General features: G+C 74.6%; 19 protein-coding genes. 12 read left to right on the forward strand and 7 right to left on the reverse strand.

Annotated features, from left to right (window positions below):
* Window positions 1-20: 20 nt before the first annotated feature.
* Complete coding sequence (locus Sdia_RS25650) at window positions 21-998, reverse strand: urea transporter (RefSeq protein ID WP_229830079.1); 978 nt, start codon at window positions 996-998, stop codon at window positions 21-23.
* Window positions 999-1,101: 103 nt separating this feature from the next.
* Here Sdia_RS25650 and Sdia_RS25655 point away from each other — a divergent pair, with 103 nt between their 5' ends.
* The 3 genes from Sdia_RS25655 to Sdia_RS25665 are packed head-to-tail and all read left to right on the forward strand — an operon-like array spanning window position 1,102 to window position 3,931.
* On the forward strand, window positions 1,102-1,608 hold the full coding sequence (locus Sdia_RS25655) for a fluoride efflux transporter FluC (RefSeq protein WP_100454965.1): 507 nt from the start codon (window positions 1,102-1,104) through the stop codon (window positions 1,606-1,608).
* Window positions 1,608-1,982: a fluoride efflux transporter FluC gene (locus Sdia_RS25660; RefSeq protein WP_100454964.1), complete on the forward strand. Its 375-nt coding sequence runs from the start codon at window positions 1,608-1,610 to the stop codon at window positions 1,980-1,982. The genes Sdia_RS25655 and Sdia_RS25660 overlap by 1 nt, the downstream gene beginning before the upstream one ends.
* Complete coding sequence (locus tag Sdia_RS25665; protein WP_229830080.1) at window positions 1,979-3,931, forward strand: FUSC family protein; 1,953 nt, start codon at window positions 1,979-1,981, stop codon at window positions 3,929-3,931. Before Sdia_RS25660 ends, Sdia_RS25665 begins: the two co-directional genes overlap by 4 nt.
* On the opposite strand, the gene meaB is transcribed toward Sdia_RS25665, so the two are convergent.
* Window positions 3,918-4,889: a methylmalonyl Co-A mutase-associated GTPase MeaB gene (gene meaB, locus Sdia_RS25670; protein WP_100454962.1), complete on the reverse strand. Its 972-nt coding sequence runs from the start codon at window positions 4,887-4,889 to the stop codon at window positions 3,918-3,920. The two genes, Sdia_RS25665 and meaB, sit on opposite strands and share 14 nt — an antisense overlap.
* 94 nt (window positions 4,890-4,983) lie before the next feature.
* The gene (locus tag Sdia_RS25675) at window positions 4,984-6,186 is read right to left on the reverse strand and encodes an acetyl-CoA C-acetyltransferase (RefSeq protein WP_100454960.1); all 1,203 of its coding nucleotides are present in this window, start codon (window positions 6,184-6,186) and stop codon (window positions 4,984-4,986) included.
* A gap of 143 nt (window positions 6,187-6,329) precedes the next feature.
* Between Sdia_RS25675 and mce the strand changes: the two genes are divergently transcribed.
* The 7 genes from mce to Sdia_RS25710 all read left to right on the forward strand — a co-directional run bounded on the left by mce (window position 6,330) and on the right by Sdia_RS25710 (window position 16,170).
* The gene (gene mce / locus Sdia_RS25680; protein ID WP_100454958.1) at window positions 6,330-6,770 is read left to right on the forward strand and encodes a methylmalonyl-CoA epimerase; all 441 of its coding nucleotides are present in this window, start codon (window positions 6,330-6,332) and stop codon (window positions 6,768-6,770) included.
* A gap of 208 nt (window positions 6,771-6,978) precedes the next feature.
* A complete protein-coding gene (scy, locus tag Sdia_RS25685; RefSeq protein ID WP_185393421.1) occupies window positions 6,979-10,842 on the forward strand; it encodes a polarized growth protein Scy in 3,864 nt (1,287 codons plus the stop codon).
* Window positions 10,843-11,100: 258 nt separating this feature from the next.
* Complete coding sequence (locus Sdia_RS25690; RefSeq protein WP_100454952.1) at window positions 11,101-12,039, forward strand: coiled-coil domain-containing protein; 939 nt, start codon at window positions 11,101-11,103, stop codon at window positions 12,037-12,039.
* 146 nt (window positions 12,040-12,185) lie between these two features.
* Window positions 12,186-13,202, forward strand: coding sequence for an ATP-binding cassette domain-containing protein (locus Sdia_RS25695; protein WP_115068058.1), 1,017 nt, complete (start codon window positions 12,186-12,188; stop codon window positions 13,200-13,202).
* A gap of 1 nt (window position 13,203) precedes the next feature.
* Entirely contained in the window at window positions 13,204-13,974 is a 771-nt protein-coding gene (locus tag Sdia_RS25700) for an ABC transporter permease (RefSeq protein ID WP_115068057.1), read from the forward strand.
* A gap of 217 nt (window positions 13,975-14,191) precedes the next feature.
* Complete coding sequence (locus Sdia_RS25705; RefSeq protein WP_189499767.1) at window positions 14,192-15,325, forward strand: ABC transporter ATP-binding protein; 1,134 nt, start codon at window positions 14,192-14,194, stop codon at window positions 15,323-15,325.
* Complete coding sequence (locus tag Sdia_RS25710) at window positions 15,322-16,170, forward strand: ABC transporter permease (RefSeq protein ID WP_189499768.1); 849 nt, start codon at window positions 15,322-15,324, stop codon at window positions 16,168-16,170. The genes Sdia_RS25705 and Sdia_RS25710 overlap by 4 nt, the downstream gene beginning before the upstream one ends.
* 19 nt (window positions 16,171-16,189) lie before the next feature.
* Here Sdia_RS25710 and Sdia_RS25715 read toward each other — a convergent pair whose 3' ends face one another.
* Complete coding sequence (locus tag Sdia_RS25715; protein ID WP_100454940.1) at window positions 16,190-16,534, reverse strand: Rv1322 family protein; 345 nt, start codon at window positions 16,532-16,534, stop codon at window positions 16,190-16,192.
* A 258-nt stretch (window positions 16,535-16,792) separates the two neighbouring features.
* On the opposite strand from Sdia_RS25715, the gene Sdia_RS25720 reads away from it, so the two are divergent.
* Window positions 16,793-17,827 carry an LLM class flavin-dependent oxidoreductase gene (locus Sdia_RS25720; RefSeq protein WP_100454938.1) on the forward strand — a complete coding sequence of 345 codons (1,035 nt, stop codon included), beginning with the start codon at window positions 16,793-16,795 and terminating at the stop codon, window positions 17,825-17,827.
* A 91-nt stretch (window positions 17,828-17,918) separates the two neighbouring features.
* On the opposite strand, the gene Sdia_RS25725 is transcribed toward Sdia_RS25720, so the two are convergent.
* Window positions 17,919-18,311, reverse strand: coding sequence for an SCO5389 family protein (locus Sdia_RS25725; RefSeq protein WP_100454936.1), 393 nt, complete (start codon window positions 18,309-18,311; stop codon window positions 17,919-17,921).
* Window positions 18,312-18,523: 212 nt separating this feature from the next.
* On the opposite strand from Sdia_RS25725, the gene nucS reads away from it, so the two are divergent.
* The gene (nucS, locus tag Sdia_RS25730; protein ID WP_181843961.1) at window positions 18,524-19,186 is read left to right on the forward strand and encodes an endonuclease NucS; all 663 of its coding nucleotides are present in this window, start codon (window positions 18,524-18,526) and stop codon (window positions 19,184-19,186) included.
* A 239-nt stretch (window positions 19,187-19,425) separates the two neighbouring features.
* On the opposite strand, the gene Sdia_RS25735 is transcribed toward nucS, so the two are convergent.
* Both Sdia_RS25735 and Sdia_RS25740 read right to left on the reverse strand, forming a co-directional pair.
* The gene (locus Sdia_RS25735; RefSeq protein ID WP_115068055.1) at window positions 19,426-21,831 is read right to left on the reverse strand and encodes a P-loop NTPase family protein; all 2,406 of its coding nucleotides are present in this window, start codon (window positions 21,829-21,831) and stop codon (window positions 19,426-19,428) included.
* A gap of 337 nt (window positions 21,832-22,168) precedes the next feature.
* Window positions 22,169-22,492, reverse strand: a complete 324-nt coding sequence (locus Sdia_RS25740; protein WP_100454928.1) for an STAS domain-containing protein — start codon at window positions 22,490-22,492, stop codon at window positions 22,169-22,171.
* Window positions 22,493-22,717 lie beyond the last annotated feature (225 nt).

The following is a 22,717-nucleotide window of genomic DNA, read 5'->3' on the forward strand; positions in this document are numbered from 1 at the left end:
GCCGCACGGTGTGCGGGGGCTCAGGACTTGTCGTCGGCGATCAGGGTGATCCGCGGCAGCAGCGGCACCGCCGCCAGCAGCGCCCAGGTGGTGATGTTGAAAGGCCAGGTGAAGGTGTGGCTGCCGAAGACCTTGAAGAGCACCGACAAGGAGGCCGTCAGGCCGGTGCTGGCAGCGGCGGCCACCACGGTGTAGAGGTGGTTCCACGGGGTGGACCGCAGCAGGACCACGCCGAAGGCGAGGCTGGTGAGGACGGCGTTGTAGCCGTAGATCCCCTCGCCGATCAGGGCCGCGGGGGCGCCGAGGGCCCACGCGGTGAGCAGACCGACGACGCTGCCGATCACGGCGAAGATCCCGACTTTCCAGCCCGCGAGGAAGAGGCCGACCAGCATGATCAGGCCCACGTACCAGGTGCCGGCGAAGAAGATCTGCGAGAAGTTGGCGAAGAAGCCCTGCCACAGGTCGGTCCAGCTCACGACGGGGCTCTTGGGGACGGCCGGGGTGATCGCCGTCGCCGGAGTACCGTGCCAGACCCGCTCGAAGGACGGCGCCCCCAGGACCATGACGAGCGCCACGAAGCAGAAGGGCCCGGTGAACGCCTTCAGCCCGAAGGGGGCCAGCAGGCGGCCGAGGGTCGCGGTGACCAGGGTGCACATGACGGCGGCGACGACGGCCAGGACGTAGCTGGACGGGTGGTTCCCCAGGTAGACCACGATCGCGATGGCGCCCAGGACACCGCAGTAGGACATCAGGCCCTGGGTGACGGTGTCGTGGTGGACGTTCAGGAACTGGGCGGTGAGCGTCGAGACCACCGCGCCGATCGTCGCGAACAGGCCCATCTCCCAGCTCTCCACCCACAGGGCGGCCAGGATCAGCAGCGAGGTCCACACGCTGGGCTGGAAGTCCACCTGCCCCACGCCGCGCAGAGAACCGAGCCCGAACGGCTTCAGGCCGGTCGGGGCCGGAGCGGCCTCGGGCGTCACGGACGGTGAGGCCACTGATTCTCCTTCGATGAGCCGGAAATACGCCGAACGGGGTGCGCCCGCAGTGCCCCGGGCACGGCGAAGAAGCCAGACGAGGAGCACCGGATAGCGTGACCATATGCACCTTTTGGGCGGTACGCACCTCCATCCACACCCTGATCACTCACCCGGCTCACAACTCCCCGTCGTCGCCGTGGTCGCCCTCGGGGGGGCCGTGGGGGCCGCCCTCCGCTACGGCGCGGGCCGCATCTGGCGCAACGGCTCCGACGCCGCGCTGCTGTGGCACGAGGGCACGGCCGCCTTCCCGTGGACGACGCTGCTGGTCAACGTCGTGGGCTGCTTCCTCATGGGCGTACTCGCCGTCGCCCTCAAGGAGCGCTTCACCGGCGCCCCCCGGCTGCTCAACCCGATGCTGGGCACCGGGGTGCTCGGCGGTTTCACCACCTTCTCCTCGTACACCGACGACGCACGGCGGCTCATCGAGAACGACCAGCCGCTGACCGCTGTCGGCTACCTGCTGCTGACGGTGGCCGCCTGTCTGGTGGGCATCGCCCTCGGGGTGGCGCTGACCCGCCTGGTGCTCACCGGCGCGGTGGCGGAGAACCGGCACGAGGGCGGTGCCTGATGGGTGAGTGGTTCCTCGTCCTGGCCGGCGGAGCCGTCGGCGCGCCCGCCCGCTACCTGATCGGCGTGGCGGCCCGCGACCGTCTGCCCGCCTCCTTCCACTGGGGCACCTTCCTGGCCAACATGGCCGCCGCCCTGCTCCTGGGCTTCCTCGTCCAGGCCGGGACCCAGGGCGCGCTCGGCGCGACCGGGCAGGCCCTGCTGTCCACCGGCTTCTGCGGCGCCCTGTCCACCTGGTCCACCTTCTCCAAGGAGGTGCTGGCCCTGACGGACGCCCGGCGCCTCGCCCGGGCCGGCGGCTACCTGCTGGCCACGGTCGCCTTCGGGCTCGGCCTGTCGTTCGCGGGCGGTGCGCTGGCCCAGGCCATCTGGTGACCCCTCGCCCGGACGGCACGCTCCGGCGCGCGCTGCGCCGGCTGCCCCGGCCACCCTCGCTCGACCGGGGGCGCGCCGTCCGGGCCCTGCTCGCCTTCGCCCTCGCCTTCGGGAGCGTCACCGCGGTGGCGGGCGTGGAGTACGGCGCTTTCGCCGCGATGGGCTGCTACCTCGACGCCTACGGCAACCGCGACCCCTACCCGCGCCGGGCGACGCTGACGGCGCTGCTCACCGGCGGGTTCGTGCTGTCCTTCTTCGCCGCCTCGCTGGCGGCCGGGCACACCTGGGCGATGGTGGCCGTGCTCTCCCTGGTGGCGGTGGCCGCCACCCTCTTCGTCGACACGCTGGACCTGAGCGGGCCCGGGGGCTACTTCGTCGTCCTCGTGGCCGCCCTCGGCGCCTTCCTGCCCCCGGCCGACCCCGCCGAGGCCGCCGTCCGCTCGGGCCTGGTCGGACTCGGTGCCGCCTGTGCCTGGCTGTTCGGGACGATCGGCACGCTCACCTCCCCCCACCGGCCGGAGCAACGGGCGGCCTCCACCGCGCTGAAGGACGTCGCGGCCTTCGCCCGGGCGGCGGCCGGGGCCGGGCCGGGCCCGCCGGACGGCCCGCTCGCCGACGCCCGGCAGCGCGCCTGCGCCTCACTCCACCGGGCGTGGACGGCACTGGACGAGACCCGGCCGGGGTGGCGCCGCCGCGGACCGGACGCCTTGCGACTCGCCCTGCACACGCTGCTGACCCGCCTCGAAGGCGTACTCGAGGTGGTGGAGGACAGCCTCTGCGAGGACGGCGCCCCTGTCCCGGGGCCGTGGCCGCGCCTGCTGCTGGACACCGCGGGGCAGGTGCGCGCGGGCCGCGTCCCCGACCCGTGGCCCGGGCCGGCCGCCGCCCCGGGCGGACCCGCGCCGTGCGCGGCCACCGCGCCGTGGCCGGCGCCGTTGCCACCGCGCAGGAGACCGGGCGACGAGGTGCGGCGGCTGTACGCGCCCTCGTCGCCGTTCCCGGCCGTCGCGCTGCGGGTGGGCCTCGCGGTCGCGGGCGGCACCACCATCGCGGCCCTGGTGCCGGTCCTGCATCCGGCCTGGGTGGCGGTGGGCGCGGCGGCGGCGCTCCAGGGCGGCCCGTGGCGCCGGCCGACCTGGCGTTCCGGATGGCGGCTGGCCGGTACCGTCCTGGGCGTCGGGCTGACCGCTGCCGCCTTCCACTCCTACGAGCCCGGGGTCTGGGTGACCGTCGCCCTGGCCTCGGCCGGCCACGCCCTGTACCGGGGCCTGCCCCGCTCCTCGCTCTTCGTCCGGACGATGCTGAGCACCCCCGTCGCCCTGCTGATCGCCGACGCCGCCACGCTGGGCAGACCCGGCCTCGGCGACCTCGCCACGTACCGTCTGCTCGACGTGAGCCTGGGCCTCGCCCTCGGGATGGCCACCACCCTCCTGGTGCGGGGCATCCCCGTCCGCCGGGTGCGCGCGGCGGTCCAGGGGGCCGTCGCGGCGACGGCTGCCGCGCTCCTGGACCGGCTGCGCACCGGCTCGGCCGATCCCCGGTCCCTGGGGAAGGCATGGGAGGCGCTGGCCGCGCTGTGGACGATGTACGCCGCGGTGCCCGCCGAGGAGATCCGCACCACCCGGACCGCCGCCCAGCTCTGGCCGACCCTGCTGGCCCTGCGCCGCCTGCTCGCCTGGAACCTGCTGGCCCCGCCCGGCCTCCTCGGGCCCGGGGAGGCCGACCGCACCGGCGCCTACCTGGACGCCCTGTCCACCGCGGCCGGCGCCGGGCTGCCCGGTTCCCCCGAGATCCGCGCCGCCCTCCCCTCTCCCTCGCTCCCCGGCCATCCGGACCTGGCCCGGCGGCTCGCGGACCTGCACCGCGCCCTCGCCTCCTCGCCGCCCGCCATCACCGGCCGGCGCCGGCGTGGCGGACACCTCTGGCGCCGCGTGCTCAGGCGCCGGTGACCGTGCCCGGCGCGACCGCCGCCAGCAGGGCGTCCGCCGCGGCGTAAGGCGACAGCTCCCCGGCGGCCACCCGCCCGGCCAGCACCCCGGTCCGCGCGTCCCCGGCGAGATCCGCGATCCGCGACCGGAGCGCGGTCACCGCGATCGTCTCGATCTCGCGCGCGGCCCGCGCGGCCCGCCGCTCGCCGAGCACCCCGCGCTCCTCCATCCACCCCCGGTGCTTCTCCAGCGCCCCGACCAGCTCGTCGACGCCCACCCCCTTGGCCGCCACGGTCTTCACGATCGGCGGCCGCCAGTCCCCCGCGGCGCGGGCCTCGCCGAGGCCGAGCATGTGGTTGAGTTCGCGCGCCGTGGCGTCGGCCCCGTCGCGGTCGGCCTTGTTGACCACGTAGAGGTCGCCGATCTCCAGGATCCCGGCCTTGGCGGCCTGGACGCCGTCGCCCATGCCGGGTGCGAGCAGCACCACGCTGGTGTCGGCCTGGGCGGCGATCTCCACCTCGGACTGCCCGACGCCGACGGTCTCCACCAGGACCACGTCGAACCCGGCCGCGTCCAGCACCCGGATCGCCTGCGGGGCCGCCCAGGCGAGACCTCCCAGATGGCCGCGGGTGGCCATGGAGCGGATGTAGACCCCGGGGTCGGAGGCGTGGTCGGACATCCGGATGCGGTCGCCGAGCAGGGCACCCCCGGAGAACGGCGAGGACGGGTCGACGGCGAGCACCGCCACCCGCTTCCCGGCCGCCCGGTAGGCGCTGACCAGCGCCGAGGTGGTGGTCGACTTGCCGACGCCGGGCGAGCCGGTGAGCCCGACCACGTAGGCGTTGCCGGTGAACGGGGCGAGCGCGGCCATGACGTCCCGTAGTTGCGGCGAGGCCCCCTCGACCAGCGAGATCAGCCGGGCCACGGCCCGCGGCCTGCCCTGTCTGGCCTGGGCGACGAGGGCGGGGACGTCCTGCATGGCTGCTCCGTTCACCTGACGACGTACGACGAGGATCAGATCCCATCAAAAGCGCGGCCCGGCCCCTCGCACGGGGGCCGGGCCGCGCCGGTGCTCAGCTCCTGGGGACGCGGACGATCAGGGCGTCGCCCTGGCCGCCGCCGCCGCACAGGGCGGCCGCGCCGGTACCGCCGCCGCGCCGCTTCAGCTCCAGCGCGAGGTGGAGGACGAGGCGGGCGCCGGACATGCCGATGGGGTGGCCGAGCGCGATGGCGCCGCCGTTGACGTTGACCTTGTCGGAGGTGACCCCGAGGTCCTTCATGGACTGGACGGCGACGGCGGCGAACGCCTCGTTGATCTCGATGACGTCGAGGTCCCCGACGGTCAGGCCGTCCTTCTTCAGCGCGTGCGCGATGGCGTTGGAGGGCTGCGACTGGAGGGAGTTGTCGGGGCCGGAGACATTACCGTGGGCGCCGATCTCGGCGATCCACTCCAGACCCAGCTCCTCGGCCTTGGCCTTGCTCATGACCACCACGGCGGCGGCGCCGTCGGAGATCTGCGAGGAGGAGCCCGCGGTGATGGTGCCGTCCTTGGCGAAGGCGGGGCGCAGCTTGCCGAGCGACTCGGCGGTGGTCTCCGCGCGGATGCCCTCGTCCTTGGCGAAGACGACCGCGTCGCCCTTGCGCTGCGGGATCTCCACCGGGGTGATCTCGGCCTCGAAGACGCCGTTCTTCTGCGCGGCGGCGGCGCGCTGGTGGGAGAGGGCGGCGATCTCGTCCTGTTCGGGGCGGGCGATGCCGAGGCGGGTGTTGTGCTTCTCGGTGGACTCGCCCATCGCGATGTTCTCGAAGGAGTCGGTGAGCCCGTCGTGGGCCATCGCGTCGAGCATCTCGACGGCGCCGTACTTGTAGCCCTCGCGGGACTTGGGCAGCAGGTGCGGGGCGTTGGTCATGGACTCCTGACCGCCCGCGACCACCACGTCGAACTCCCCGGCGCGGATCAGCTGGTCGGCCAGGGCGATGGCGTCCAGGCCCGAGAGGCACACCTTGTTGATGGTGAGCGCGGGCACGTTCATGGGGATGCCGGCCTTGACGGCGGCCTGGCGGGCGGGGATCTGGCCGGCGCCGGCCGTCAGCACCTGGCCCATGATCACGTACTGGACCTGGTCGCCGCCGATCCCGGCCCGGTCCAGGGCGGCCTTGATCGCGAACGAGCCGAGGTCGGCGCCGGAGAAGGACTTGAGCGAGCCGAGGAGCCGCCCCATGGGCGTACGCGCGCCGGCGACGATCACGGAGGTGGTGCTCTGGGTTCCAGTCATGGCCGTGGGCCCCTTTGCATCAATGGTGCGGAGTGAACGAGGGTTTACGTCAATGTACTGAGCGGTACGCCCCGGGGTCACCGGGCTTACGGTGTGATCGCGCGCACGTTGCGTAACCGGGCCGGGCGCGCTGCACTGGCTCCATGCTGACGCGTATCGACCACATCGGAATCGCCTGCCACGACCTCGACGCCACCGTCGAGTTCTACCGCTCCACCTACGGCTTCGAGGTGTTCCACACCGAGGTCAACGAGGAACAGGGCGTGCGGGAGGCCATGCTGAAGATCAACGAGACCTCCGACGGGGGTGCCTCCTACCTCCAGCTCCTGGAGCCCACCCGCGAGGACTCGGCGGTCGGCAAGTGGCTGGCCAAGAACGGCGAGGGGGTGCACCACCTCGCCTTCGGCACCGCCGACGTCGACCAGGACGCCGCGGACATCCGCGAGAAGGGCGTCCGGGTGCTCTACGACGAGCCCCGCAAGGGCTCCATGGGCTCCCGGATCACCTTCCTGCACCCCAAGGACTGCCACGGGGTACTGACCGAACTCGTCACCTCCGCACCCGAGGAGTCGGCGGAGCACTGATCGGACACCTGATTGGCCGGTAGGGTTGGGGGGCGGCCGTCGCTCTCACGCGGACGGCCGCCGGGCCGGGGTCCGGGTTTCAGAGCGGCAGCGCCGGGCGGCAGTCCGGGGCCGCGGGCGGTCTGACACCATTTCCCCCGGAGCCTCGTCCCTCAGCGGACGGGGTTGTTCGGAGTTTTCGCGACCAGGGGACGGATGGGACCGCGCAGTGCGGGGCTACGAAGGCCAGGAGCGCCACCGAGCTGACGACCACCTCTCTCGGTTCGAAGCCGAGATGGACCGGCTGAAGACCGACCGGGAGAAGGCCGTTCAGCACGCCGAGGACCTCGGCTACCAGGTCGAGGTTCTGCGTGCCAAGCTGCACGAGGCCCGACGGGCGCTGGCGACGCGTCCCCACTCCTACGACACCGCGGACCTCGGCTACCAGGCCGAGCAGATGCTGCGGAACGCCCAGGCCCAGGCCGACCAGATGCGCGGCGACGCCGAGCGCGAGCTGCGCGAGGTCCGCTCCCAGACCCAGCGCATCCTCCAGGAGCACGCCGAGCAGCAGGCCCGCCTCCAGGCGGAGCTGCACACCGAGGCGGTCAACCGGCGCCAGCAGCTCGACCAGGAGCTGGCCGAGCGCCGCGCCACCGTCGAGTCCCACGTCAACGAGAACGTCGCCTGGGCCGAGCAGTTGCGGGCCCGTTCCGAGTCACAGGCCCAGCGGCTGCTGGACGAGTCCCGCGCGCAGGCGGAGCAGTCCCTCGCGGCGGCCCGCGCCGAGGCCCAGCGGCTCACCGAGGAGGCCCGCCGGCGGCTCGGTGAGGAGGCGGAGAACGCCCGGGCGGAGGCGGAGGCACTGCTGCGCCGGGCCCGCGCCGACGCGGAGCGGATGCTGAACGCCGCCTCCCAGCAGGCGCAGGAGGCCACCGACCACGCCGAGCAGCTGCGTACCTCGACGGCCACCGAGACCGACCAGGCGCACCGCCGGTCGGCGGAGCTGACCCGGGCCGCCGAGCAGCGGATGTCGGAGGCGGACGCGGCGCTGCGCGAGGCGACCTCGCGCTCCGAGAAGCTGGTGGCCGAGGCGGAGGCCGCCGCGGCCAAGCGGATGGCGGCCGCCGAGGCCGCCGGTGAGCAGCGGACGAAGACGGCGCGGGAGCAGGTGGCCCGGCTGGTCGAGGAGGCCACCAAGGAGGCCGAGGCGGTCCGCGCCGAGGCCGAGGAGCTGCGCCGGCGCGCGGTCGCCGAGGCCGAGAAGGCGCGTGCGGAGGCGACCGAGAAGGCCCGTGCCGCGGCGGCCGAGGACTCCGCGGCGGCGCTGGCGAAGGCGGCCAGGACCGCCGAGGAGGTGCTCCAGAAGGCGTCGAAGGACGCGGAGGAGACCCGGCGGTCGGCCTCCGAGGAGGCCGAGCGGCTGCGCTCGGAGGCGGAGTCGGAGGCGGACCGGCTGCGGGCCGAGGCGCACGACCTCGCCGAGGAGCTGAAGGGCGCCGCCAAGGACGACACCAAGGAGTACCGCGCCAAGACCGTCGAGCTCCAGGAGGAGGCCCGGCGGCTGCGCGGCGAGGCCGAGCAGTTGCGTGCCGAGGCGGTCGCCGAGGGCGAGCGCATCCGGTCCGAGGCGCGCCGCGAGGCCCTCCAGCAGATCGAGGAGTCGGCCGGCACCGCCGAGGAGCTGCTGACCAGGGCCCGCGAGGACGCCGCCGAGGCCCGGGAGGCCGGCGAGGCGGACGGCGAGCGGACCCGGACGGAGTCGGCGGAGCGGGCGGCCGCGCTGCGCAAGCAGGCCGACGAGGCGCTGGAGCGGGCCCGCACGGAGGCGGCCAGGCTGGGCGAGGAGGCCGAGGAGGCCGCCGCCCGGACCCGCGAGGAGGCCGATCAGGCCGCGCGGGAGCTGCGCGAGGAGACCGAGGAGGCGGTGCGGGCCCGTCGCGAGGAGGCCGACGCCGAACTGGTGCGGCTCCGCGAGGAGGCCGAGCAGCGGGTCGTCTCGGCCGAGGAGGCGCTGACCGGGGCACGCGCCGAGGCGGCCCGGCTCCGCAAGGAGGCCGCCGAGGAGGCGGAGCGCACCCGCACGGAGGCGGCCGAGCGTGCCCGGACCCTCAGCGACCAGGCGGTCGAGGAGGCCGAGGCGCTGACGGCGACCGCGGCCGAGGAGGCGGCGGCGTCCCGCGCCGAGGGCGAGGCGGCCGCGGTGCGCCTGCGCGCCGAGGCGTCCGAGGAGGCCGAGCGGCTGAAGGCCGAGGCCCAGGAGGCCGCCGACAAGCTGCGCGCGGAGGCCGCGAGCGCGGCGGAGCGCACGGAGACGGAGGCCACCGAGGCGCTGGAGCGGGCTCAGGAGGAGGCGGCCCGCAGGCGGCGTTCGGCCGAGGAGGCGCTGGAGTCGGCGCGTGCCGAGGCCGGGCAGGAGCGCGAGCGGGCCCGGGAGCAGTCCGAGGAGCTGCTGGCCTCGGCGCGCAAGCGGGTCGAGGAGGCGGAGGCCGAGGCGGCGCGGCTGGTCGAGGAGGCGGACCGGCGGGCCAGCGAACTGGTGTCGGCCGCCGAGGCGACCGCCCAGCAGGTCCGGGACGCCGTCTCGGGTCTCCAGGAGCAGGCGCAGGAGGAGATCGCCGGGCTGCGGTCGGCGGCGGAGCACGCCGCGGAGCGCACCCGTACCGAGGCGCAGGAGGAGGCGGACCGGGTCCGTTCCGACGCGCACGCGGAGCGCGAGCGGGCCGCCCAGGACGCGGCACGGCTGCGCGCGGAGGCGGCCGAGGAGCTGGAGACGGCGCGTTCGCTGGCCGAGTCGGCGGTCGCCGAGGCGACGGCGGAGTCGGAGAAGCTGCGCGCGGACGCCGGGAGTTACGCCCAGCGGCTGCGGTCGGAGGCGTCGGAGGCGCTGGCCTCTGCCGAGTCGGACGCCGCGAAGACGCGGGCCGAGGCCCGTCAGGACGCCAACCGGATGCGTACCGAGGCGGCCGAGCAGGCCGACCGGCTGGTCTCCCAGGCGGCCGAGGAGGCCGAGTCGCTGGGGGCGCGTTCCACCGAGGAGGCGGAGCGGCTCGGGGCCGAGGCGCGGGCCGAGGCCGAGCGGACGGTGACCGAGGCCGCCGGCGAGGCGGAGCGGCTGCGGGCCGAGGCGGCGCGCGCGGTGGCGGCGGCCGAGGAGCGGGCCGCCTCGGCCCGCGAGGAGGCGGAGCGGGTCGAGTCGCAGGCGCTGGCGGCGGCCGAGGAGCTGACCTCACAGGCGCGCGCCGAGGCGGACCGGACGCTGGACGAGGCGCGGGCCGACGCCAACAAGCGGCGCTCGGAGGCGGCCGAGCAGGTCGACCGGCTGCTGAGCGAGACCGCGGCCGAGGCGGAGAAGCTGACCACCGAGGCCCAGCAGGCGGCGCTGAAGGCGACGACGGAGGCCGAGGCGCGGGCCGACTCGATGGTGGGCGCGGCCCGCGCGGAGGCCGAGCGGCTCGTCGCCGAGGCCACCGTGGAGGGCAACGGCCTGGTGGAGCGGGCCCGTACCGACGCCGACGAACTGCTGGTGGGCGCCCGCCGGGACGCCACGGCGATCCGTGAGCGCGCCGAGGAGCTGCGCGAGCGGGTCACCACGGAGATCGAGGAACTGCACGACCGGGCCCGCCGCGAGTCCTCGGAGGCGATGCGCACCGCGGGCGAGCGGTGCGACGCGCTGGTCAAGGCGGCCGAGGAGCAGGAGGCGAAGGCCCGGGCCGATGCCAAGGAGCTGCTGGCGGAGGCCGGTTCGGAGGCCGGCAAGGTCCGGATCGCCGCGGTGCGCAAGGCCGAGGGGCTGCTCAAGGAGGCCGAGCAGAAGAAGGCCGAGCTGGTCCGCGAGGCGGAGCAGGTCAAGCGGGAGGCCGAGGAGGAGGCCGAGCGGGTCGTCGCCGAGGGCCAGCGCGAGCTGGAGGTGCTGATGCGCCGTCGGGCCGACATCAACCAGGAGATCTCCCGCGTCCAGGACGTGCTGGAGGCCTTGGAGGGCTTCGAGTCCCAGCCGGCCGGCAAGGCCGCTCCGAACGGTTCCGGAGGGAGCGTCAAGGCCGGTGCCTCGGCGGGCGGTTCTCGTTCGGGTGGCAAACAGGGCGAGAACTGACGGGCCGACGGGACCAAGGGCCCGGTCACAGCGTCACCAGGGGGCCGTCCCCGGCCACGGGGGCGGAAAACTCGTACACGACGGCGTGGGAGGTGCGGTAATGGGCCGGTTCTGGGCCGATCTGGCAAGGGCTCCTACCGTCAGCCACCCAAAAGGGGTGTCATTCTCCAGATCAAACGGGCATCCGCTCGATGACACGCCGCTTTGGCCCCTAGGATTCCCTCTATCACCTCACCGGTCCCATTCGACAGGAACCCCATGAGCGACACTTCCCCCTATGGCTTCGAGCTTGTGCGGCGTGGGTACGACCGCGCTCAGGTGGACGAACGCATCTCCAAGCTCGTCTCCGACCGTGACAGCGCCCTCACCCGCATCACCGCTCTGGAAAAGCGCATCGAGGAGCTGCACCTCGAAACGCAGAACGCGCAGGCCCAGGTGGCCGACGCCGAGCCGTCGTACGCCGGTCTGGGCGCCCGGGTAGAGAAGATCCTCCGCCTCGCCGAGGAGGAGGCGAAGGACCTGCGCGAGGAGGCCCGTCGCGCCGCCGAGCAGCACCGCGAGCTGGCGGAGTCCGCCGCGCAGCAGGTGCGTAACGACGCGGAGGCGTTCGCCACCGAGCGGAAGGCGAAGGCGGACGACGAGGGCGTCCGGATCGTCGAGAAGGCCAAGGGCGAGGCCAACGCGCTGCGTGCCGAGGCCCAGAAGGACGCGCAGTCCAAGCGCGAGGAGGCGGACGCCCTCTTCGAGGAGACCCGCGCCAAGGCCGCGCAGGCCGCCGCCGACTTCGAGACCAACCTCGCCAAGCGCCGCGAGCAGTCGGAGCGGGACCTGGCCTCGCGTCAGGCGAAGGCGGAGAAGCGCCTCGCGGAGATCGAGCACCGGGCGGAGCAGCTGCGCCTGGAGGCCGAGAAGCTGCGCACCGACGCCGAGCGCCGTGCCCGCCAGACGGTGGAGACCGCGCAGCGCCAGGCGGAGGACATCGTGGCCGACGCCAACGCCAAGGCCGACCGCATCCGCAGCGAGTCCGAGCGCGAGCTGGCGGCGCTCACCAACCGCCGCGACTCGATCAACGCCCAGCTCACCAACGTCCGCGAGATGCTGGCCACGCTCACGGGCGCGGCCGTCGCCGCCGCGGGCGCCCCGGCGGCCGAGGACGACTCCGCCTCGCGCGGCGTCCCGGCCCAGCAGTCCCGCTGACCCCGGCGCCGTCGCCGGCTCTCCGGCGCGGCACGGGTCCTGGCCCCCGTCCCGGTCCGTCCGGGGCGGGGGCTTCGCGCTGCCGGGTTGCGGCAACCGGGCCAAGCCCACGGGCGCGGTGGGCGGGCCGCCCGTAGCCTCGACGCATGATCGAGCTGTCGGGGCTGACGAAGCGGTACGGCGAGAGGGTGGCCGTCAACAATCTGACGTTCACGGTGCGCCCGGGCATCGTGACGGGGTTCCTCGGGCCGAACGGCGCGGGGAAGTCCACCACGATGCGGATGATCCTCGGGCTGGACCGTCCCTCGGCGGGCGACGTACGCGTCGAAGGACGGCACTACGCCGAGTTGCACGACCCGCTGCGGCAGATCGGGGCGCTCCTCGACGCCAAGGCGATGCACGGTGGCCGCACCGCCCACCACCACCTGCTCTGCCTCGCCCAGTCCAACGGCATCCCCGCCTCGCGGGTCACCGAGGTGCTGGACATCGTCGGGCTCACCCCGGTGGCGAGGAAGCGGGCCAAGGGGTTCTCGCTCGGCATGGGGCAGCGGCTGGGCATCGCGGGGGCGCTCCTCGGCGACCCGCGCATCCTGATGTTCGACGAGCCGGTCAACGGGCTCGACCCCGAGGGCATCCACTGGATCAGGAACCTGATGAAGTCCCTCGCCCACCAGGGCCGCACGGTCTTCGTCTCCTCGCACCTGATGAGCGAGATGGCGCTGACCGCCGAACATCTGGTGGTCATCGGTCAGGGCCGGCTGATGGCCGACACCTCGATGGCCGACTTCATCCGGGACAACTCGCGCGGTTACGTGCGGATGCGCTCCCCCGAGCGGGAACGGCTGCTGGACGTGCTGCACGCGGCGGGGTTCGCGGCGGGCGACGGGCCGGACGGCGTGGTGGAGGTCGACGGGGTGCCCGCGGCCGAGCTGGGGGAGCTGGCCGGCCGGGAGCGGCTGGTGCTGCACGAGCTGAGCCCGCAGCAGGCTTCGCTGGAGGAGGCGTTCATGCAGCTGACCGCCGGTTCGGTGGAGTACCACGCGCACGACGGGGACCCGGGTGCGACGGCCGGCGGGGCCCGGCCGCCGGGCGGCGCGACCGGAGCGGGCGGGGACCGGTGGGGCGCCGGCTGGGGCGGTCCTGAGCAGCGGAGGAGGAGCTGACATGGCCGTGACCCAGGTGGTCCGTTCCGAGTGGACCAAGATCCGCTCGGTCCGGTCGACGGTGTGGACGCTCGGTCTCGCCGCCGTGGTGACGATCGGGCTGGGCGCCCTGATCAGCGCACTCTCCAGGAGCGAGTACGACAACCTCTCCCCGCGCGACCAGCTGACCTTCGACCCGACCTTCATCAGCTTCGCCGGGCTGAGCCTCGGGCAGTTGGCGATGGTCGTCTTCGGGGTGCTGGTGGTGTCGAACGAGTACAGCACCGGCATGATCCGGATGTCGCTGGCGGCGGTGCCGCAACGCGGCGCCTTCTTCTTCGGCAAGGTCGCGGTGGCGACGGCGCTGGCGCTGCTGGTGAGCCTGGCGACGACGTTCGCCACGTTCTTCCTCGGGCAGGCCCTGCTCGGCCCTCTCGCGGCCTCCGTCGGCGACCCCGGCGTGCTGAGGGCGGTCGTGGGGGCCGCCCTCTACATGACGCTCATGGCCGTCTTCTCGATGGGCGTCGCCGCGATGCTCCGCTCCCCCATGCTCTCCCTCGGCATCCTCGTCCCCTTCTTCTTCCTCGTCTCCTCGGTCCTCGGCGCCGTCTCGGCCACCGAGAAGGTCGCCCGCTTCCTCCCCGACCAGGCCGGCTCCAAGATCATGCAGGTGGTCACCCCCCTGAACGACGACACCCCCTACGGCCCCTGGGGCGGCCTCGGCATCATGGCCCTCTGGGCCGCCGCCGCCCTCGCCATCGGCTACGCGCTACTACGCCACCGGGACGCCTGAGGCCGCCCCTTCCAGCCCGGCCGGCGCTTGAGGCCACCATGCCCCGCGGGTCACAACGCTCCGGCCCCGCCCCGATCAGCCGGCCGGCGCCTCAGGCCCCCGGCCCCACCCGGCAGGCAACTTTCACTTGGCCGGAACCGAACGCCGGTGACTATCCTCCTTACGTTGACGGGGACGAACCCCGGCACGGAACGCTGTCGACGGGTGCGGGGAGCACATGATCGAGGCCATCGGCCTGACGAAGCGCTACGGCGCGAAGACCGCCGTCCAGGACCTTTCCTTCCAGGTGAGGCCCGGCACGGTGACCGGCTTCCTGGGCCCGAACGGCTCCGGCAAGTCCACGACGATGCGCATGATCGTCGGCCTGGACCAGCCCACCGGCGGCCACGTCACCATCGGCGGCCACCCCTACCGGCACGTCCCGAACGCCCCGCGCCAGGTCGGCGCCCTGCTCGACGCGAAGGCCGTGCACGGCGGCCGCTCGGCCCGCAACCACCTGCTCTGCCTGGCCCAGCTCTCCGGCATCCCCGCCCGCCGGGTCGACGAGGTCCTGGGAGTGGTGGGGCTCCAGGACGTGGCGCGGCGCCGGTCGAAGGGGTTCTCCCTCGGTATGGGCCAGCGGCTGGGCATCGCGGCGGCGCTCCTCGGCGACCCGCAGGTGCTCCTCTTCGACGAGCCGGTCAACGGCCTCGACCCGGAGGGCATCCTCTGGGTCCGTAACCTCATGCAGTCGCTGGCGGCCGAGGGCCGCACCGTCTTCGTCTCCTCGCACCTGATGAGCGAGATGGCGCTGACCGCCGAACACCTCATCGTGATCGGCCGGGGCCGGCTGATGGCCGACATGAGTGTGCGCGACTTCATCGCGGCGAACGCCGCGGGGTTCGCCCGGGTCCGCGTACCGGACCGTGAGCCCGGCGCCCGCGAGAAGCTGTCGGCGGCGCTGGCGCGGGAGGGCGGCCAGGTGCTGCCGGAGCCGGACGGCGCGCTGCGGGTGGCGGGACTGCCGCTGCCCCGGATCAGCGACGTGGCCCACGGGGCGGGGGTGCGGCTGTGGGAGCTCTCGCCGCACCAGGCCTCGCTGGAGGAGGCGTACATGCGGCTGACGCAGGGGGCTGTCGACTACCGCTCGACCGACGACCAGCGGACCGGGCTGCGCGAGGTCGCGACGGAGGGCGGCGTTCCGGTCGCGGCGCCGCAGCCGGGGGCGGGCCAGCCCGGCTGGTACGCGCCCCCGCCGCCGCGCCAGGAGCCGGCCCGCACGGACCCGGACGCCCGGCCTGCCGGGGCACCGTTGCCGACGGTGCCCCCCGCCCCCGAACTGAGCAAGAGCGACACCGAGGATCCGCGATGACGACGTCGACCCCCCAGCCGCAGCAGCAGCCGCCGCAGCCGGGCGCGCTGCCGGGCGCGATGTACACCTCGCCGATCCCGGTGCGCCCCGCCCATCTGGGGCACGCCCTGGCCTCGGAGTGGACCAAGATCCGCTCCGTCCGCTCCACGCTGTGGACGCTCGGTGTCTTCGTGGCGCTGGTGGTCGGGATCGGCCTGCTGGTGGCGTGGAAGTCCGCGGGGAGCGACTTCTCGGACGTGCCGTACACGGTCCCGGCCCTGATCGGGCTGTTGCTGGGGCAGGTCTGCCTGACCACGCTCGGCGTGCTGGTGGTCACCTCGGAGTACGGCACGGGGATGATCCGCACCACCTTCACGGCGGCGCCGCAGCGGCACCGGGTGCTGGCCGCCAAGTTCCTGGTCTTCTTCGCGCTGGCCTACGTGGTCTCGGTGGTGTCGATCACCGTGGTGGGGCTGGCCACCGCCGCGATGAACGTGGTGCCCGAGGGTTCCGGACAGGACTGGGGCACCACCGCGCTGACCGGCGCGCTGTACGTCTCGCTGCTCGGGGTGCTGGGGCTGGCCGTCGGTTCGATGCTGCGGCACTCGGCGGGGGCGATCACCGTCATGCTCGGCCTGGTGCTGGTCCCGGCGATCATGCCGGCCTTCCTGATGATGTCCGACTCCCTGCGCGGTGTCGGCGAGGTGATGCTGGCGTACAACGCCCCGAACGCGCTCTCCGCCCTTTTCGGCCTGCCCATGTACGACAGCGCCTCGCACGGCGTCCCGCAGCTTCTCGCCCTGCTGGGTCTGACGGTGGTGGCGATGGGCGGCGCCTTCGCCCTGCTGGAGAAGCGCGACGTGTGAGCCGTGTGAGCCGCGCCGGTCAGTGGCGCGGGGCGTTCCGGGACCGCTGCACCCTCGTGGTGCGGCGGTCCTTCGCGTTCCAGCAGGCCTTGTGCCAGTGGCGGCGCTCGTCGACGCCGGAGTGCTCGGGCCAGGCCACGACGTGCGGCAGCCCGGCGGGGAGCTCCTGGTCGCAGCCGGGGCAGCGGTAGCGCTTGCCCGCGGCGGAGGCGGGGCCGGAGCCGGAGACGTGCCGGACCGACCACTGCTCGCCACGCCAGCTCTCGGCCGACTGGAAGCCGTACCGCTCGCCCGGTTCGTCGTCGCCGCCGGCCCGCCTGCCGGTGGCGCGGGCGGGCTTGGGGCGGTTCTTGCGCGGGGACACGGGGCACCTCACGATCTGCTGTACGGCGGTCACGGCGTCCCCGCCAGAGTACGCGCCGCTCGTTCACGGCAGGCGCCCGTCGGAGCGCCGCACGCCCCCTTCAGGCCCTTTCCCGCCCCTTCCGTGCGCCGACCGCACCTCCGGGAAATCCCCATAATCCGCCAATCCTCTTGCCAGGCCGTGCCTTTGGCACGTGTCAGGCGTTGTTGCCAGGCAGGGGGGAGTGCCGTGTCGGGCACCAAGGAAGCAGGATGCGTCATGCACGTGGGAAGTTTTGTACTCGGTGGTCAGTTCCCGGGCCAGGGCCAGGGCGAGGCGCTGCACCGTGCCGTGCGCTCGGCCGAGGCCGCCGAGGAGTCGGGCCTCGACACCGTCTGGCTGGGCGAGCACCACTTCGTGCCGTACGGCACCTGCCCCTCGGCCACCACCCTCGCCGCGCTGCTGCTGGGCCGGACCCGGCGCGTGCGGGTGGGCACCGCCGTCAGCGTGCTGCCCACCACCCACCCCGTCTCGCTGGGCGAGCAGGCGGCCCTGCTCCACCTGGCCGCGGGCGGCCGGTTCACCCTGGGTGTCGGCCGTGGCGGCCCCTGGGTGGACCTGGAGGTCTTCGGCGCGGGTCTGGCGGCCTTCGAGGAAGGGTTCCCCGAGGCGCTGGACCTGCTGCTGCGCTGGTTGCGCGAGCCCCGGGTGGGTGCCTCGGCCGAGGGCGGGCGGTACGCCTTCCGGGAGGTGGCGGTGGTGCCGCGCCCGGCGGAGTCCCTGGACGGGCTGCCGGGCCCCGAGGTGGTGGTCGCCTGCACCTCGCCGTCGAGCGTGCGGCTCGCCGCCGAGCGGGGGCTGCCGATGCTGCTGGGCATGCACACCGGGGACGCCGAGAAGGCCGAGATGGTGGCCCTGTGGCGGCGGCACGCCCGCGAGGCGGGGCGCGGCGGCGACGAGATCGCCGGGGCGGCGCACGTCTCGGCGGGCGTCGCCCAGGTCGAGGACGGCGCCGGGCGGGCGGCCGAGACGCTGGTGAAGGCGATGCCGGGCTGGTTCGAGCTGGGGCTGGGCGCCCATGTCACCGTCGACGGGCGGGCGCGGGCGATGCGCGACCCGGTGGCGTACACCGAGTTCCTCTGCTCCATCCATCCGGTGGGTCCGCCCCGGATGTGCGCGGACCGGCTGGCGGCGACCGCCGAGGCGACCGGGATCGACCGGTTCGCGCTGCTGGTGGAGGGGTCGGGCGACCTGGCCGGGACCGAGGAGAACATCCACCGCCTCGGCCGGGACGTGCTGCCGCTGCTGCGCTGAACCCGCCGTGCGGCGGCCCCCGGTGGGGGCCGCCGCACGGCGGGTGCGCGTCACGCCCGTCGGCACGCCGAAGGCGCCGGCGGCCGGGAACTCAGCAGTCCCTGAGCTCCGGCGACTGGTTGAGCAACTGGCCCCGGATCGAGGTGAAGCGGGTGTGCCGCTCGTCGGAGTCGGAGGAGAGCGGGAAGACCGCCACACGGTGGCAGTTCTGGAATGCCAGGCGGACCCCGAAGTGACGCTGGAGCGCCCCCCGGATGGCGTCGCTGGCCAGGGCGCGCAGCAACTGGCCGCGGGCCTGCTCGTCGGGCGGCGGCGTCTGGTTGTCGGCGAAATCGCCGCCGTCGACCTTCAGCTGGGCGACGAGCTTGCTGATCATGTCCCATGCGTAGGGCAGGGAGGTCCGGACGCAGTCGACGAAGGCGGCTTCGTCGACCTCGCCTCGCTCGGCCTGTTCCAAGAGGGCCGGTGAGACGTCGAGCGACATGGGTTCTCCTCTCGCACCCCCGTCTGACGGGGGCTGACGGACGGGGCTGGAGTTCGCGCACACGCAGCGTGCACGCATGGCAACCTCCCGCTGCCACGTTATGCAAGGAGACCGGCCCGCACCAGGAGAATGCACACACAACCGGCCAGCGATGAACGGGGCTTCCCGGGCGAATCGCGTCCGGTGCCGCCCGTCGAGTAGCGTTGCCGACCATGCGTCTCGTCATCGCCCGCTGCTCCGTGGACTACGCGGGCAGGCTCACGGCCCACCTCCCCTCCGCCCCTCGCCTCATCCTCGTGAAGGCCGACGGCAGTGTCTCGATCCATGCGGACGACCGGGCGTACAAACCGCTCAACTGGATGTCGCCGCCGTGCACCCTCAAGGAGGGCGACGGGGACGTCTGGACGGTGGTGAACAAAGGCGGGGAGAAACTCGTCATCACCATGGAGGAGGTCCTGCACGACTCCTCACACGAACTCGGCGTGGACCCGGGCCTCATCAAGGACGGGGTGGAGGCGCACCTCCAGGAGCTGCTGGCGGACCGGATCGAGACCCTCGGCGACGGGTACACGCTGATCCGGCGCGAGTACCCGACCGCGATCGGGCCCGTCGACATCCTCTGCCGGGACGCCTCCGGCGCGACGGTCGCCGTCGAGATCAAGCGGCGCGGCGAGATCGACGGGGTGGAGCAGCTGACCCGCTACCTGGAACTCCTCAACCGCGACCCGCACCTCGCCCCCGTACGCGGCGTCTTCGCCGCCCAGGAGATCAAGCCGCAGGCCCGCGTCCTCGCCACCGACCGCGGCATCGGCTGCACGGTCCTGGACTACGAGGCCCTGCGCGGCATCGAGGACGACAAGCTGCGCCTGTTCTGACCGCTTCAGGCGGCTTTCGCCGCCGCGGCGCCGGCGGTGGGTGGGCCCTCCGTCGCGCTCACCCGCTTCGCGCGCCACGCGCGAGGGACGGCTCGCCGGCGACGTGCCCCTTTGGCTCAAACCGCGGGCCTGCCGGCGGTGCGGGCCGGCGGAACAGGCACGGCCGCGCCATGACGTGCGGGCGGCAGGCCGCCAGAACGCCCCCGGCTCCCCGGCCGGGGGCGTTCCGCGTGCGGGTGCTACGAGATCTGGCCAGGGGCCGGTTCGGGGGCCGGGCCGCTGGCCGAATGGTCCGTCCCGGGGTCCGGGGGCTCGGGGTCCGGGTCGTCGCTGGACGGGGGCGGGTCGCTGGGCTCCGGGTCCTCGGTGGACGGGGGCGGGCTGCTCGGCGGCCTGCTGGAAGACGGCGGCGGGGAGGGCGACTTGGTGGTCGGCTTCCCCGACGGGGAGGTGGTCGGGCGGTCGCTGGGCGAGCTGCTCGGCTCCTCCGAGCCGGTTCCGGAGGGCGAGGCGCTGTCGCTGGGCGTCGGGTCGTCGGGGGTGCCGGTGACGCCGTCCTCGCCCGGGTCGGTGCTGGGCGGGGCGTCGGCGGGCTGCTCGGCGTCCGTGTCGTCGACGGCCTCCTCCTCGGGCACGGTCTGCTCGGTGGTGACCCGGTCGACGGAGGCGGGCTCCTCGTCGTCGCCGTTGATGGCGCCGAGGGTGACGACGGTGCCGAGGACGGCGACGAGCAGGGCACCCGCTCCGGCGGCGACCAGGTTGCGCCGGGCGCCGGTGAGGGCGGCCCGGCCCGGCCTGCCGTCCGTGGCGGCCACGACGGTGTCCTCGGTGCCGCTCCGGCCGGCGGGCGGGCCCGGACGCTGCACCAGGGTCACCCCGGCGGGCGGCGTCGGCCTGGGCATTCCGGCCGGCAGGGTCGCCGGGGCGTCGCGGCGCGGGGGGACGGGCGGCCCGTCGGGGGCCGGGGTGGCGCGTGTCACCGGCACCGTCGCCCCGGAGCGGTCGGCGACCAGCGCGAGGGCGCGGCGGCCCGCGACGGTGCCGCGCTTGTCGGCGAGGGCGCCGCGCAGCGCCACGGCGGCCTCCAGCTCGGCGCGGGCCCGGTCGAGGCGGTTCCGGCAGAGCGCGAGGACGCCCAGCTCGTGGTGGAAGTACGCCTCCTCGGCGACCTCGCCGCAGAGACGGGCGGCCTCCTGGCCGGCGCGCAGCACCCGCTCCCAGGCACCCCAGGCGAGTCCGGCGGCGAGGGCGGGGGCGACGGTGCGGGCGAGCAGCACGGCGGTGGCCTGCCGCGCCGGGTCCTGGCCGCCGACGAGGGCGGTGAGCGCGGCGAGGACCGCGCCGGACTCGGCGGCGGCCCGCTCGGGGGTGACCGAGGGGTGGCCGGTCCACCAGGTGTAGTGCTGGGCGGCGGTGTGGGCCCGCTCGCCCTCGTCGGCGTACCCCTCGGCGGCGAGCTGCTCGGTGACGCCCGCGGCGAGGCGGTAGCGGTTGCCGACCGGCGTGACCAGGCCGCAGTCGAGGAGTTCGGTGAGGGCGGCGTCGGCGTGGGTGTCGCCGATCAGGGCGGGCAGGTGGGCCTGGTGCGGGACCTCGCCGCCGAGCGCGTAGGCGAAACCGAGGGTCTCGCGGGCCGCCTCGCTGAGCCGGGAGGCGAGGAGGGCGGCGGGGGCGGCGCCCTCGGCGACGGTGGGCAGCGGCGCGTCGGCGGAGCCGGACTCCTCGCGGATCAGGTCGCGCTGGTGGAGCAGGGCGCCGGCCTGGACGAACCGCAGCGGCAGCCCCTCGGACTCGAACCAGAGGTCGCCCGCCCAGGACACCTCGTCCTCGCTGAGCGCCCGGCCCGCTCCCTGGGCGAGCAGGGACAGTCCGCCGGAGCGGCCGATGCCGTCGAGGGCGACCTCTTCGACGTGGGCCTCGCCGGGCGCGGGCGCGTCGGGGGTGCAGGCGAGCAGGACGGCGCACTCGGGGGTCGCGGCGAGGAAGGCGTCGAGGGCGGCGCCGCCGAGGTCCGCGTCGTCGATGAGGACCACCGCGCCGATCTCACCGGCGAGTTCGGCGAGCAGGGCGGGGCCGGGGCGGTGCGCGGGCAGCAGGTGGACGGTGGCGCACAGGGCGTGCAGCAGTTCGTCGGCGCTGCGGTGGTGGCCGTCGAGGCGGACCACGCCGTCCGGGGCGAGCCCTTCGCAGCGGGCCGCCACGGCGTCCAGCAGCACGGTGCGGCCGGAGCCGCGGGTGCCGGTGAGGCGGACGGAACGGCCCTGGGCGAGGAGCGAGACGAGGGTGTCGCGTTCGCGGTCGCGTTCCAGCAGCCGGTGGTGGGTGCGGGGGACGCCGGGCGGGGCCGGCGGCCGGCCGGCGGCGGCGAGCGCGGCGCGGTCGTCGGGGGTCCGGCGGACCGGCGGGCTCGGGTGGCGGCCGGGCGGGCAGACCTCGATCTCGCTGCCGTCGACCGGGTTGACGGTGACGAGATGGCCGCCCGCGACGAGTTCGACGGTGCGGACCCGGGGCGGAACGGGCTGGCCGAGGTCGGGGCCGTGCGGCGGGCGGGGCCGCCGCTCGGCGGGGGCCGGCTGCGGGTCGCCGGGTATGCGGTGCGGGTCGCCGCCGTCCCGCTGGTGCGGGTCCCGGTGGTTCGGGTCCATGGCTGAAGCCCCCATAGCGTCGTGCCGTACCGCGTTCCCGGCCGCTCACCCTCCGGTCCGGGGAGCGGGTGCCGCGGCCCCAGGCCGGTGCGGCGCGCCGGGTTCTCCGCTGCCGCCCGGAGACGTGGGGCACCGGACGTGAGGACAGCGGACGGGACCGAACCATAAGCCTTCGGCCAGTATCCAGGAACAGGCGGGGTGGGCCGGGGCCCGGGAGGTCACGGTCTCATGAGGATTGTGCGCTGATCCCTCGGGAACGCCCGGATTGGCCACCTCCGGTTCGGCTCCCCCCTACGCGCGTGCCCCCTCGCCCCTGGTGCCGCTCCCCCGCCGTCGCTCAGGCACGGGGCAGGGAGTCGAGGCCGATGCCGCCCTCGATGGCGAGGATGCGGTGCAGGCGGGTGGCGACCAGGAGTCGTTGCATCTGCGGCGGTACGGAGCGCAGGACCAGGCGGCGTCCGCAGCGGCCTGCGCGGCGGTGGGCGCCCATGATGACGCCGAGCCCGGTCGCGTCCCAGGAGTCGAGGGCGGCGAGGTCGAGGACGAGGTCCCCCGCGCCGTCGTCCACGGCGCCGTGCAGGACCGTCCGGGCGTCCGCCGCGCTGCGGACGTCGAGGCGGCCCCCGACGACCAGCTCGGCGTGGTCGCCCCTGATGTACATATGCGCTCCCCGGGATCGCTGGCGTCGGCTGCGGAGACCGGCTCCGCGGGCGGCTCGGTCAGGGCCGCCGGTGCCCCGGGGTGGCGAAGGGTCCGGCGGACTCCGGGGAGCCGGGTGGGCCTCCGGAGCCGGGTGCCGCCCCGGGTGGGTGGTGTGGTGTCACTGCGTATGTCACTGCAACTGACTGGCTCATGCACACAGAAGTTGCCGCCTGTGAGCGAACCG

Source organism: Streptomyces diastaticus subsp. diastaticus, from assembly GCF_011170125.1.
Lineage (GTDB): Bacteria > Actinomycetota > Actinomycetes > Streptomycetales > Streptomycetaceae > Streptomyces > Streptomyces diastaticus.